Source organism: Chloroflexus sp. MS-CIW-1, from assembly GCF_030444705.1.
Classification (GTDB): domain Bacteria; phylum Chloroflexota; class Chloroflexia; order Chloroflexales; family Chloroflexaceae; genus Chloroflexus.
In genome coordinates, this window is the sequence record NZ_JAUBWR010000002.1 from 24,744 (window position 1) to 38,639 (window position 13,896).

General features: G+C 54.6%; 6 protein-coding genes. 5 read left to right on the top strand and 1 reads right to left on the bottom strand.

Features of this window, described 5'->3' with window-relative positions; genetic code table 11:
* The first annotated feature begins 539 nt into the window (after window positions 1-539).
* Complete coding sequence (locus QTO31_RS13100; protein ID WP_301429489.1) at window positions 540-2,948, top strand: penicillin acylase family protein; 2,409 nt, start codon at window positions 540-542, stop codon at window positions 2,946-2,948.
* Window positions 2,949-3,074: 126 nt separating this feature from the next.
* Here QTO31_RS13100 and QTO31_RS13105 read toward each other — a convergent pair whose 3' ends face one another.
* Window positions 3,075-4,523 (bottom strand): leucyl aminopeptidase, encoded by a 1,449-nt coding sequence (locus QTO31_RS13105; protein ID WP_301429491.1) that lies wholly within the window; start codon window positions 4,521-4,523, stop codon window positions 3,075-3,077.
* A 155-nt stretch (window positions 4,524-4,678) separates the two neighbouring features.
* On the opposite strand from QTO31_RS13105, the gene QTO31_RS13110 reads away from it, so the two are divergent.
* The 4 genes from QTO31_RS13110 to QTO31_RS13125 all read left to right on the top strand — a co-directional run bounded on the left by QTO31_RS13110 (window position 4,679) and on the right by QTO31_RS13125 (window position 13,890).
* Entirely contained in the window at window positions 4,679-5,743 is a 1,065-nt protein-coding gene (locus QTO31_RS13110) for a homoserine dehydrogenase (RefSeq protein WP_031458571.1), read from the top strand.
* Between the two features lie 495 nt (window positions 5,744-6,238).
* Window positions 6,239-7,771, top strand: a complete 1,533-nt coding sequence (locus tag QTO31_RS13115; protein ID WP_031458572.1) for an aldehyde dehydrogenase family protein — start codon at window positions 6,239-6,241, stop codon at window positions 7,769-7,771.
* Between the two features lie 19 nt (window positions 7,772-7,790).
* Window positions 7,791-8,963, top strand: a complete 1,173-nt coding sequence (locus QTO31_RS13120; protein ID WP_301429493.1) for a radical SAM protein — start codon at window positions 7,791-7,793, stop codon at window positions 8,961-8,963.
* A gap of 613 nt (window positions 8,964-9,576) precedes the next feature.
* Window positions 9,577-13,890, top strand: coding sequence for an adenylate/guanylate cyclase domain-containing protein (locus tag QTO31_RS13125; protein WP_301429494.1), 4,314 nt, complete (start codon window positions 9,577-9,579; stop codon window positions 13,888-13,890).
* Window positions 13,891-13,896 lie beyond the last annotated feature (6 nt).

Genomic DNA, 13,896 nt, shown 5'->3' on the forward strand with positions numbered 1-13,896 from the left:
GAGAGTTAGGGGGAAGGGATGGATTTATGCCTACGGCATTCTCGCACCTTCCCCTTCCTCGCCTTCGGTGTAAGAGGAAGAGGGCAGGGGTGAAAGTAAAGGGGCGCTAGCCGCACGACAACCCATCAGTTAGCATCTCTCCTCAGCGGGAAAAGGTGGAAAAGGGACGGAGATCCCCTAACTTAGAGCCTATCCGCATAATCGTCTCGCGGTACGGTGGACGAAACCTGATAAATGTACGGGCACAGCGGCGCTGTGCCCCAACCGATCTTCTGCTGCGACAGAGTATTCCGGATCAGTATTTATTCATCCTGCCACACGCAAAGAGCATCCGCATGGCGTCCATCGGCTCCTCCTGGCGGTGATCGGAGGTGAGCAGCCGCAATTATGCCATATCTGTCACCAGATGTTAAGATCAATCAAAAGAGCATTGGCATCACGCTACTTTCTCTCCTCTCCCCTGTTTTTTGTCTTCCCTCAATTCTGCTATAATACTAATCCCGATTCCGAAAAAAATAGAGAATAGGTGCGAGACAACAATGAGGTTGCTAATACGAATCGTCAGTTGGGCCATCCTGCTGCTGATCGGCGTTCTGATTATTGGTGGCGGTGGTGGATATCTGTGGTTACGGCGCTCGTTGCCACAAACGAACGGCGAAATCCGTGTAACCGGCATTAGTGGGCCTGTCACCATTGTGCGCGATACTGATGGCATCCCCCACATTACCGGTGCTACTGACACCGATGCCGTCTTTGGCCTTGGTTTTGTGCATGCCCAAGAGCGACTCTGGCAGATGGAAGTTCAGCGCCGTATTGGTCATGGTCGTCTGTCAGAGATTTTTGGTGAAACGACGTTACGTACCGACACATTTTTACGCACGCTTGGCGTTGCCCGCGCTGCCCAGCAGGCATTAGCCAACCTCGACCGCGCAACGGTTGATCTCCTTACGGCATACGCGGCAGGTGTCAATGCTTTTCTGGCTACCAATCCCGTCTTACCGCCTGAATTTCTGATCCTGGGCGTACAACCAGAACCATGGCAACCGGTCGACTCGCTGGTGTGGGCCAAGATGATGGCCTGGGATCTCGGCGGAAACTGGAATAACGAGCTAATGCGCGCAACGTTAACCGCGAAGATCGGGGCCGAAGATGCAGCGTTCTTGATGCCATCATACACCGCTGATGGGCCACTCATTTTGCCCACGTCGGCTGCTGCACCGGCGCCGTCCGCCCACGAAGCGACGGTTACCATCCAACCGGCAACAGCGCAGCGTCTGCTAGACCTCGCGGAAGAGATGTTATTCATTACCGGGGTTGGTGACCAACTGGCCGGCTCTAACAACTGGGTGATCGGCGGCAGCCGAACGGCCAGCGGGAAACCGCTATTGGTAAACGATCCCCACCTTGCTAATCGTATCCCCTCGATTTGGTTCCTGGCTCACATCAAGGGTGACACCATCAACGCGATTGGGTCTACGTTTCCGGGCTTACCGGTCGTCGTGATCGGACATAACGAACGAATCGCCTGGGGTGTCACAAACACTGATCCGGATGTACAGGATTTGTATGTTGAACGGATCGACGCTCAAAATTATGTCGAGTATAACGGAACACGTGAGCCGGTGACGCTGATCAACGAAGTTATTCCCGTTAAGGGCAGCGATCCGGTGACATTGACAGTACGCATCACACGCCATGGGCCGGTGATCAGTGATGTTTTACCAGATGCAAAAGAGACGCTGGCATTTCGCTGGACCGCTCTTGATAATAGAGACACAACAATACGTGCGTTCATCAATCTTAACCGTGCCAAAAACTGGACGGAATTTACTGCTGCACTCCGTGATTACAAAGCGCCGATGCAAAACTTTGTCTACGCCGATGTGGATGGCAACATTGGCTTCTATGCACCGGGATCGGTGCCAATCCGGCGCAATGGTGATGGCCGTATGCCGGTACCAGGATGGACCGATGAGTTCGAGTGGATCGGCTACATTCCATTTGAAGACCTTCCTCACGTGTACAATCCACCGCAAGACTATATTGTAACGGCGAACAACCGAGTTGTAGGAGATGACTATCCATACCTGCTGGGAACCTCGTGGGCAGCTCCGTTCCGTGCTCAGCGGATCATCGAACTGATCGAGCAGAAATCATCACTAACGATTGCCGATATGCGTCTTATGCTCAGTGATGTGCTTTCGATTCAAGCCCGTGAGTTGTTGCCGATCTTGCGTGATGTTACACCGGCCGGACCGCGTGAGACTGTCGCCTTAGAACTCCTCCGCAATTGGGATGGCACCATGACCGGTGATAGCCCTGCCGCAGCAATCTACCAGGGTTATTATAATGCTGTGCTTGAAGAAGTATTTGCTGATGAGCTACGTGATTTCTTTGCTGCTACCTATCGTCATCGGCACAATTTCGCAGCGATGGCATTAAGACAAGTGTTGCTGGAAGGGCACTACGATTGGTGTGATAATGTGACGACGATTGACACCAATGAGGATTGTGCAACAGTGCTTGCCACTGCATTGCGTCGGGGCTTAGATGCCATGGCAACGGCGCAAGGCGAACAAGATCCAACACGCTGGCGGTGGGATCGGGTCCATCAGGCAGTCTTCCCCCACAATCCGTTTAGCCAGGTTGGTGCGCTACGCGGCATCTTCGAGCGACGAATACCGACAGGTGGCGATGGTTTTACCATTAACGTTGCCCCTCTGCGACTGAACGAAGGCTACCTGCAATACAACGCACCTTCGTACCGTCAGATCATCGATCTTGGCGATCTGAACGCATCACGCTTCATTCACACCACCGGTCAGTCAGGGAACGTACTGAGCAACCGGTACAGTGACTATCTTGCACTATGGCAGCGAGGTGAAGATGTTCCGATGCGCTTTAGCGGTGAGATCGAGGGTGAACGGTTGGTCTTACGCCCCAAATGAGTTGGCTGACCGTCGTTAGTTATTGAACATTACCTGAAAACGCGGGCCGTTGGCCCGCGTTCTGAGGTGTGCGGCAGAAGACCTGAATACCTGGAACGCGGGCCAACGCTGAGTTTCGTTCGCTTTCTACCTGACGTATCCTTGTAGCCACTCAACCAGCAGACGGACACCGACACCAGTAGCACCACGTGATTGATAGGCACGATGCGGCTTCTCTACCCAGGCAGTCCCGGCAATATCAAGGTGGGCCCAGGGATAATCACCAACAAATGCGGCCAGAAAGCCGGCAGCCGTAATAGCGCCACCGTAACGACCACCGGTATTCTTGAGATCGGCAATCTCACTCTTCATTGCCTCGCGGTACTCATCCCAAAGCGGCAACTGCCAGACACGCTCGGCGGTAGCTTCACCAGCAGCAATCAGACGGTTTGCCAGCTCTTGATTATTCCCCATCAGGCCTATTGCGTGTGGGCCAAGGGCAACCATAATCGCACCGGTCAGTGTAGCCAAATCGACAATTGCAGCGGGTTGATAGCGCTGTGCGTAGAATAGACCATCGGCCAGCACGATCCGACCTTCAGCATCGGTATTAAGAATTTCAACCGTCTTGCCGCTCAGGGTGCGAATAATATCACCAGGGCGATACGCTGTTGAACTCGGCATATTTTCCGCTGCACAGACGATCCCTACCACATGAAGCGGTAACTGCAATTCAGCGACGGCCTGCATAGCACCGAATACCGCTGCCGCACCGCTCATGTCCATCTTCATTTCGTCCATCTTCTCGGCCGGTTTGATACTGATCCCGCCAGTGTCAAAGGTTATCCCTTTTCCAACCAAACAGATCGTAGGACCTTGATCAGCCGAACCGTACTCCATCACAATAAAGCGCGGCTCGTTAGCCGATCCCTGACCGACCGCAAGAATGCCCCCGAAACCTTGCTCGATCAGTTGAGGTTTATCAAGCACCATCGTTTTTAGACCGAGCCGCTCACCTAATGCGAGGGCAGTCTGGCCGAGAAAAGCCGGTGTCACCTCGTTACCAGGGCCGTTAGCCAGGTCACGAGCAAAAGCTGTTGCCCGCGCAATAATCTGACCACGGCGCACCCCAGCAACCACATCATCACCATCGGCACCGAGCAGAAGCACTGCGTTGGCCGTTGGTACTTCTTCTCGATCACTCTTGTATCGAGTATACCGATACGAACCTAACACACTTCCTTCAGCAAATGCCTGACCAAACACGGCGGGCGTAAGGGGTAAATCACCGTTGAACCCCACGTGGTAGGTTGCAACTTTCACCTCTTGCGCACGCTGAGCAGCCAGCGCCGCCGCCTGCCGCACCGTATCGGACGTGATCGACTGACGCTTACCCATACCAATCAACAACAACCGACGGGCCGGCAACGTGCCGTGAGGATAAATGAGCGTCTGCTGTTTCCAACGCCCGGTTACGTCAGTCGGTTCACACAGGGCAGTCACCGCAGCCGGTAACGCCTCATCTTCAGCATAGAGTAGCACTGCCAGGTCGGATGCTACCGCCAGAAGGTCGCCATTCTGTACTTCACACTGCATAGAAACCTCTGAAAGCTGACGAGTCATTTTTTACAGATTGTTATTGTACGTTGGCACCGGTAGCCCGTCAAATCGAACAACGCGCTACAACCTGTCGAAGCAGCAGATACCCTGTGATACAATAGGCGCAGATTGCAGCGTAAGCAGGGGGCAGTATGACTCCAATTATTCAACTGGGGCTGGGTGGCGTTGGCCGGGCACTTGCCCGACAAATGCTGACCGTCGCGCCCACGATCCGTCGCCGATACGGTATCGACTTGCGTTATGTTGCGCTGGTTGACAGTCACGGCGCTCTCGCCGGTGATCCAGCGCTTACCGATACACAGGTACACAACATTCTGGCAGCCAAAGAGGCTGGACAGCATCTTGATAGTCTTACCGGCGCCATCACTGACCGACACTGGCTTGAGTTGTTACCGGCAACCATTGCCATTGTCGTTGATGTAACGGCGGCTGGCAATCACGCTGCACCGCTAGCGGCTGCTATCTCAGCCGGACATCGAGTTGTCCTAGCGAACAAGCGACCACTATGCGAAGGTTTTGATCTCTTCGCCGCCCTGACCGAACGCGGTGCAACGCGCTATGAAGCAACGGTCGGTGCCGGTCTACCGGTGATCAGTGTGCTACAAAACCTGATTGACAGTGGCGACGAGATCGTCTCCATCGAGGCAGCGTTGAGTGGAACGCTCGGCTTCCTGATCAGTGAACTCGAACAGGGAGCTGGCTTCGCTGAGGCAGTACGAACGGCACACCGGCTTGGCTACACCGAACCAGACCCACGTGATGATCTGAGCGGAGCTGATGTCGCCCGCAAAGCACTCATCCTGGCTCGTACCTGTGGAATGAACATCCCGGCGCACGCGGTAAGCGCAGAAGCACTCTTCCCGCCAGCACTGTCAGAAATCAGTATCACTGAATTTCTGCAACGTCTTGATGAAGCTGAAAGCGAGATTACGAGTCGCTTCCAGGCCGCGCGGGCAAACGGTAAAGTCATACGCTACATGACCCGCATCAGCCGTAACAACGGGGTTGAAGTTGGTCTGCGCGAACTTTCTCTCGACCATCCGCTAGCCAGTTTACGCGGACCGGACAATATGATTAGTTTCACAACCAGGCGCTACCACGATCGCCCACTTGTCGTGCGAGGGCCGGGGGCCGGTGTTGAAGTAACCGCAGCCGGTGTGTTAGGAGACATTATCGCTACTGCCCGTGAATTGTAACTGTTGCGCTATATCCTAATTCCGGTTCGAGAGCGGCTCGAACCCTTCACCTTCGCCCTATGTGATTCTTAACGTTTTCAGCCGCGGACGGAATAACAGCGATGAAGGGCATTCACGTGCTGAGGTTCGGTTTCCCTGCGGGTACAGGTTTGCAGTCCACAACCTTTGGGAGCAGTGGTAGCAGGTGTATCCATCTTTGCGGCACGCTATCTCCTACTCGTGGGACTACCCCTGCCATACGGCGACGGGCATGGTAGCTATTCGTCAGTACGGGTCGCATCGCGCCTCGACACGTATCTCGGATAGCCTGCGAATTGCACTACTGCGCTCGCTCCTCAACCGCTCCCCTCTCATCTCACTGCTGTCGGACGGCTGAGCACGTTGAAAAGTCATCTATCACCGGTATCGTACTTGAGTTTTATAACGCGGCGTGTTACACTATTGACGCACAGCAGCATTTGAGCAACCCCCACCGGATATTCAAGGAGTCATGCAATGGTGCAAGAACACTCCACAGGCGAACTACCCCATTACAATTTGTATATTAATGGCGAATGGCAACCGGCTACGAACGGTCAGACCTTTACCGTTTACGATCCGGCCAACGGCCAGCCCCTTGCAACATGTACAAGTGCGACTACTCACGACGTTGATCGGGCAGTAACAGCGGCCCGTACCGCTTTCGACCATGGGCCATGGCCCCACACCTCACCGGCACAGCGGGCCGAAATTCTCCACGCAATTGCCGATGCCCTGGAAGCACGGAACTTTGAACTTGCCGAGATCGAATCGCGAGATGCCGGGGTTCCATTACGGAAAACCACCTACAACGACATTACCCTGGGGCTAGAAATTTTGCGTGGTTGTGCCGAACTGGCCCGCAAACATCCTTACGAACCGCTGCCGTGGAACGAGCTGCCGACAGTATCGTGGAATTTTGTCTGGCGCGAACCAATTGGTGTCTGCGCCCAGATTATTCCGTGGAACTACGCTTTTTGTATGGCCGCATGGAAACTCGGCCCGGCACTGGCAACCGGTAACACAGTGGTCTTTAAACCTTCGTCGCTGGCACCGCTAAGCACGCTAGCGATTTTCCAAACGATTCACGAACTCAATCTCCTCCCGAAAGGTGTTGTCAATCTCGTGCTCGGACCAGGTGGAGAGGTCGGCGAATATCTGGTTGCTCACCCAGCCGTAGATAAAGTAGCATTTACCGGTAGCACGGAAGTTGGCCGCAAGATTATGGCCCTGGCGGCGCCGCATGTCAAACGGGTGACGCTAGAACTGGGTGGGAAGAATGCAATGCTGGTCTTGCCCGATGCCGATCTCGATCTGGTCGTTGATGGTGTCTTATGGGGGGCATTCTATCACTCCGGGCAACTGTGCGAAGCCGGTTCACGGTTGCTCGTACCGCACACGTTACACGACACCCTGGTTGATCGTCTTGTCGAACGAGTCCGTGGGATGCGGATCGGCGACCCGATGGATCTGGAAACCGACATTGGGCCACTGATTAGTGAACGACAGCGTGAGAAGGTCGAACGATACATTGCCATTGGTCGCGAAGAAGGTGCGACGGTGGTTGTTGGCGGTGGCAGACCACTTGGTGATGCCTTTGCTCACGGCCATTACATCGAACCGACCATCTTTACCGGTGTGCGGCCAGAGATGCGAATTGCACAGGAAGAAATCTTTGGTCCGGTGCTGTCGGTTATTGCCTACCATGACATTGGCGAAGCGATTCGGATTGCAAACTATAGCATCTACGGTCTCGCTGCGTCGGTCTGGTCACGTGATTTACAGCACGCACTGACAGTAGCCCGCCGCATTCGCGCCGGTACCGTCTGGATCAACGAGCACCACGTTCTCAACCCGCACGCACCGTTTGGTGGGTATCGGCAGAGCGGTTTTGGCCGCGAAATGGGACGCTACGGACTCGATGAATACACAGAAATCAAGCATATTCACGTCGATCTGATGCAGCGCCGCCAGGGTCGTCTGTGGTGGGATACCCTGTTGCCAGAATAGCTTTAGCAGAAGCGGTCTTATGGCAGCGAACATCACCGTCAACGTACAACCACACCATCTGACCATAGCTGAAGCAATGCGTACTATTGTTTCGTTTGATGGTGAAGGGCGACCAATCGTTGCTTTTCGCAACGGGATAAATTATGTACGTGGTCTTAGTGGTGAGGTACTGCAAAAACGGGTCCTGGCACCCGGTCAAAAAGAGCGGCGCAAACTATCCGATGAAGAACGACGGCGCGTACTTGCCGAGCTGCTCACGTGGAGCCAACAGATGATCGAGCGCATCGCGGCGACGGCCTCATCAACCGAACGCGACTGGTTTGAGCGGATTCGGCGTTGGGATGTCGATCGGTTAGAAGCCGAGCGTGAACGGTTTCGGAAGGTCTACAAACCGATCAGTATTCTCCCTCCTGATCAGTATCGAGCGCTGGTCTTACAAGCAACCGAAGGATGTAGTTGGAACCATTGCCATTTTTGTACTTTTTACCGCGACCGGGCATTTCGCATCCATTCGCCTGACTCGTTTCGTAACCATATTCAACAAGTGAAGGAATTTGTCGGCGCCGGTATTGGTTTGCGCATGGCGATCTTTCTCGGCGATGCCAATGCGTTGATCATTCCTCAGCCGCGTCTGCGTGAACTCTTGCGAGTGGTACACGAAGAGTTCAGAATCGGCCCACAGGCCGACTTCAAAGGCATCTACGCCTTTCTCGATATTTTCGGCGCCGAACGCAAAACCCTGGACGAGTATCGGGAACTGACGGCAGCCGGTGTGCGCCGCATTTATCTGGGTCTGGAAAGTGGTGATGAGACGGTCTTTCGGCTCCTCAACAAGCCTGGTTCACCAGCAGAAGCCATTGAGGCAGTTCGGACCATTAAAGCGGCTGGGATTGCGGTGGGGATTATCCTGCTGGTTGGCGCCGGTGGTGAACGCTTCGCCCATGATCATGTACAACGTTCGCTGGCCGCAATTGCCGCGATGAACCTGGGACCGGAAGACATCGTGTATCTATCACCACTGATTATCCCAACTGACACGCCCTATCTTGCCCAATTGCAGGCCTTCGACAGCCCACCGTTGAGCGAGGATGCTATCCTCGAACAGTTCAATCAGCTTAAACAGGGAGCACGAATGGTCGCTGGCCCCGGCGCCAAAGTGGTGATTTACCACATTGAAGAATTTGTCTATTGAGAACGGGGTTAACCGAGCTTCTCTTCCTTTAGCTAAAGATTTTCAGAGTGCTCAGTGTTGGGTCATCGAAGATGACCCAACAATGCAGAGTCGGAGTGACACCGACGAACATTACGCACTCACTGAATCCCGACCCAGGCGGATTCCCAGGAACATGGGACGCTGGCCCGTGTTATGCAGTTGTACGGTTAGGTCTCATCGGTTGGCGTATCAGCATCACACATCCCCCCTGGCACCTCCCAGCACACCGCAAGCGGGGAGGATGAATGCGCCCCTACCGCTGCACTGATGGGCAGAACCCAAGAGACAGCAGGGGCGCGGCTGTAGCCATCCGTCGGAGTGGGAAGCAGAGTGGCGCCTTACGCGCTGCAAATATATTGGCAATCTATCTGTCCGCCCGCGTTTCTCCTCTTTCCTCTCACCTTTATCCTCTTGCCGGGTAGAGTGAAAATGTTGAATCCCCTTATTCCTTCTCAATCTGCCCTATGTTTCCGCACCTGCCTCTGCTATAATGAGAGAGCAACGCACCATTATCATAGGTTAAGCCTGTTCAGAAACTGCCAACTAGTAGTGATCAGTCAAGCGTTTCTACGCAACAAGGATCGGCTTACCGATGTCGGAATATAGCTCTTTTCAGATCGATCAGCAGCGTATCGCACGATACATCGGTGCTGATCAGGCACAGGCACTCTGGCAGGGTCGCATGCGTCCACACGAACTCTACACCTTGTGCGCCCGACTCACCAGTGCTCAATATGCCTTGACAACGTATTTACCCCGACGGGTGGTTGCGTATCGATTGTCAACGACCGATAATCAACCCTGGGTAGAGGTGGTGAATGGTTCGTTACTCTTTGCCGATATAAGCGGTTCAACTGCCCTTGCCGAACGACTCAGTAGTCTTGGTCGGGAAGGCATTGAGATTGTTACCGATACTCTCAACACCTACTTTGGCACTCTGATTCGGCGTATTCAACACGCTGGCGGCGATCTGATAACGTTCGGTGGCGATGCGCTACTGGTCTTATTTACCGATCCCGATCACGCCTACACCGCAACCATCGTGGCCCATGATCTTCTGCAATCACAGGCAAATTTCGTGCGTGAAGTACCGGGTGTTGGCTCGTTTCCCCTCACGATGCACATCGGTGTTGAGAGTGGCCAGATTGCGCTGGTCAGTGCCGGTCGTCCGGAGTCGCTGCGCTATTGTGCTATGGGTGCTTGCGTTGAGCGGGTTGCGCGGGCAGAAGAATTGGGCGGTCGTGGCGAGATTGTCGTCGGGCCACACGCATGGTCGGCGCTGGTCGGGCAGGCCCAGGGTGAACCACTGGCAGACGGTTATGTAAAAATTCATGCAGTTGCCGGGCAAGGTGCAGTGTCTACCACGTCAACCCACACTGAATTGCCGCCACCGAGTCGTGAGACCGCGCTTCATCTGCTCTGGATGATAGAACGGCTCAGTCCCTACTTGCCGGCGATTCTCGTGGATCGGATACTTGACGATCCACAACGGCCCCATCTGGAAGCTGATTTACGGCCAGTATCGATCCTGTTTGCCCAAATCGAAGGACTGACATCGCTTGTTGAGCGTCTGTCACCCCAGACGGCAGCACACCTTATTGATGCAGTATGGCGGGTCTGTTTTACAGCAATCGAACGTTACGGTGGTTATGTCAACAAAATTGACCTTTCAACCGAGGGCAACAAATTGTTAGCGATCTTCGGTGCCCCCATTGCACAAGAGGATCACAGCGAACGTGCGGCCCGTGCGGCCCTTGATCTCCAGCGTGCGTTTGCTACCCTGATTAACACCCAACCGGCAGGGATCAACCTTGGTCAGTTGCGGTTACGGATTGGGCTAAACAGCGGCAACGTCTTTGCCGGGAATGTTGGTGATGTAGAACGCAAAGAGTACACCGTTATGGGCGACGCCGTGAATGTGGCAGCCCGAGTGATGGCGCACAGTGATTGGGGGGAAATCCGTGCGCCGACAACCTTCGCGGTGAATGTAGGCACTACCATCACATTCACCGATCCACGAATTGTTAGTGCGCGTGGCAAACGAGAGCCGCTCGAACTGCTCAGAGTAGTCGGTGAACGAGAAGCACCGCCACCGGTTGTCAAGCATGCCCTGTTAGGCCGGCGGCGCGAGCTGGCCTGGTTGCAAGAACGGCTCATCGCTGCGCTTGGTGGTCAAGGGCGGGTAGTACGGATAAACGGCGAAGCAGGTATTGGCAAAACGCGGTTGGTCGCCGAACTCCTGATCACCAGTGCGCCACATCAGCCACGGATTGTGAGCGTCCGTTGTCTGTCTTACCAGCAAAGCACACCCTACGCACCATGGAGTGACCTTCTCCAGGCGCTCTGTACGATCCCAGCCGGTGCCGATCAGATGACACGCGCCACGCAGTTACGGCAGAGCCTGGCGAGTGCCGGGATCAGTGATGACTGGTTACCCATTATTGCCGATCTGGTTAAGCTCGATCTCGATGATAATCCGCTCACCCGTACTCTTGACCCACAGCAACGTCAGGAGCGTCGGTTTGAAATGATCCGGGCCATCGTCCATGCCGCTGCACGCAGCCGTGGATTGGTGATTGTATTCGATAACCTCCAGTGGGCCGATCAGATTTCGCTCGATTTATGGCGCTATATTGCCGGTTCGCTGACCCACAAACCAATCTTGATGCTGGGCATGCATCGTGACACGCTGTACTGGAATGATGATCCGGTCGGTGATGGCGCTGAAATACTGACTCTGTCGCCCTTATCGGCAAGTGACAGCGCCGATCTGATCGCTGCTATTCTCGCCGGTGCCCAACTTCCAGCAGAGGTACGGACGCAAATCATCGAACGTGCTGCTGGTAATCCGCTGTTCATCGAAGAGCTGGTACGTGCAGTGCAGCGAGGGCACACTTCGCTTGACGAATTGCCGGATAGTCTGAGCGGACTATTGCTCGCTCGTCTCGATCAACTCGACGAACGTTCACGAGCACTCCTGCGCGTCGCCGCCGTGGTTGGGCAGCGCTTTCCGATTCCGGTCCTGCAATCGGTGTACGGTGAGGAGCCAAGCCGACTGATTCATGCTATCGCACAGCTCGATGTCCAGGAATTAACTATGCTCGAGCGGGAAGCACCCGAACGAGTACACTCTTTTCGGCATGCTTTGTTGCACGAAGTAACCTATCAGAGCATGCTGTTTGCCCGTCGGCGTGAGTTACACCGTCGGATCGGCGAATACCTCGAGCAACAGTACAGTGACGAGCTGGCACGGCTGCGCCATGAATTTGCCTCTGTTCGCCAATACCAGATTGTGCAGATTGGACGTAATGGGCCATTAACGACGCGCACAGTACGGGCGATAGCCAACCCTATCTTCCTGCTGGCCCATCACTACCGACTGAGCGACACACCAGAACGGGCAATCCAGTACCTTCTGCTGGCCGGTCATTTGGCCCATGACGAGTATGCCAATCAACAGGCTATTACCTATTACCGCTGGGCCATTGACATTATCGGCGAACACGGTGATGACCCGCGACTGTGGGAAGCGATGGAGGCACTGGGAGAAACGCTGGCCGCAATTGGTCAATACGACGAGGCGCAAACGGTGTACCGACAGATCCTCTCGTTAGGTGGTGATCATATCCCACCAGTTGTACAGGCAGAAGTGCTGCGATCATGGGGCGCAGCCCTTGAAAAGCAAGGTCGGTATCAGGAAGCCCTTGCCCAACTTCGCCGTGCCGAGACTATTGCCAACACGGCGATTAATCAAGTACCACCGTTGCTGCTGGCGGCGATTGCTGCTGATCTGGCGCAAACCCTAACCCGCCTGGCCAACTTCGATGAAGCACTGGCGATGTGCGAAGCCGGATTGGCCCGGATTCGCAATGATCAACGTAGCATTGAGGATGAACGGATTGAAGCCGAACTCCAACAACAATTGGGCATGATCTACGGCATGCGGGGACGTTACGATCTGGCCCGCTACCACTTTCTGAACGCACTCGGTGCTCAAGAGGCCATTGACGATCTCTACGGTCAGGCGCGAACCCACAATAACCTGGGTTATCTGGAACAATTACAGAGCAATTATGCGGCGGCAGTCGAGCACTATACCCGGGCCGAAGAGCTAGCTCGCCGCGTCAGTGCAAAATATGCGCTGTCAAGCGTTTTACTCAATGAAGCGTATGCCTATTATCGTCTGGCACGTTACGATGCAGCGGAAGCAGCTTGCCGTGATGCCCTGATGCTCTGTGAAGAGATGGGTGATCAGCTCGGTGTCGCGCAAGCGAACGATACGCTCGGTATCATTGCGTATGCCCGTGGCGAATATCGGCGTGCGCTGGATGTTTATCAGCAGGCACTAGCCATCTATACCAGGCAACAGAGTAAATACCAGTACGGAAACACACTGGCGCTGGCAGCACTAGCCGCGACTGCCAACGGTGATCCGAAAACAGCATTCGCTTACGCAGAAGAGGCCTGCCAGATCGGCGAGCAGATTCAGGTACCACAATTGACGGTCGAAGCACTATGGGCAGCGGCAGAGGCATTACTGGTGCAGAGTAAGCAGTTAAACGATCCGCTGTCGCAGGCATCGCTCCTCGAACAAGCCGGGAGTTACGCTTTCAGATCGGCAACGTTGGCCGGTCAGATCGGCAGTCGTTTCGATGAAGCAATGGCGTTACGCTTAATCGGTGAAATTGCCTCTGAACGTGATGAGCCATTTGAAGATTATTTCACCAAAGCGATCACGATCTTTCGCGATATTAATTGTCGTTTTGAGCACGCATGCACAATTGCACGTTTTGGGCTTGCCCTACAGAGGCGAAACTTCTCCGAAGCAGATACGTACATAGAACAGGCCAGACAAGAACTGGCATCCATCGGCGCGCACGGCGAGTTGCGCCGATTAGCCCGATGAACACAA

What these genes read in the sequence shown, in the direction of transcription:
- QTO31_RS13100 (WP_301429489.1), top strand. Translation starts at nt 540, where the DNA reads ATGAGGTTGCTAATACGAATCGTCAGTTGGGCCATCCTGCTGCTGATC.
- QTO31_RS13105 (WP_301429491.1), bottom strand. Translation starts at nt 4,523, where the DNA reads ATGCAGTGTGAAGTACAGAATGGCGACCTTCTGGCGGTAGCATCCGAC.
- QTO31_RS13110 (WP_031458571.1), top strand. Translation starts at nt 4,679, where the DNA reads ATGACTCCAATTATTCAACTGGGGCTGGGTGGCGTTGGCCGGGCACTT.
- QTO31_RS13115 (WP_031458572.1), top strand. Translation starts at nt 6,239, where the DNA reads ATGGTGCAAGAACACTCCACAGGCGAACTACCCCATTACAATTTGTAT.
- QTO31_RS13120 (WP_301429493.1), top strand. Translation starts at nt 7,791, where the DNA reads ATGGCAGCGAACATCACCGTCAACGTACAACCACACCATCTGACCATA.
- QTO31_RS13125 (WP_301429494.1), top strand. Translation starts at nt 9,577, where the DNA reads ATGTCGGAATATAGCTCTTTTCAGATCGATCAGCAGCGTATCGCACGA.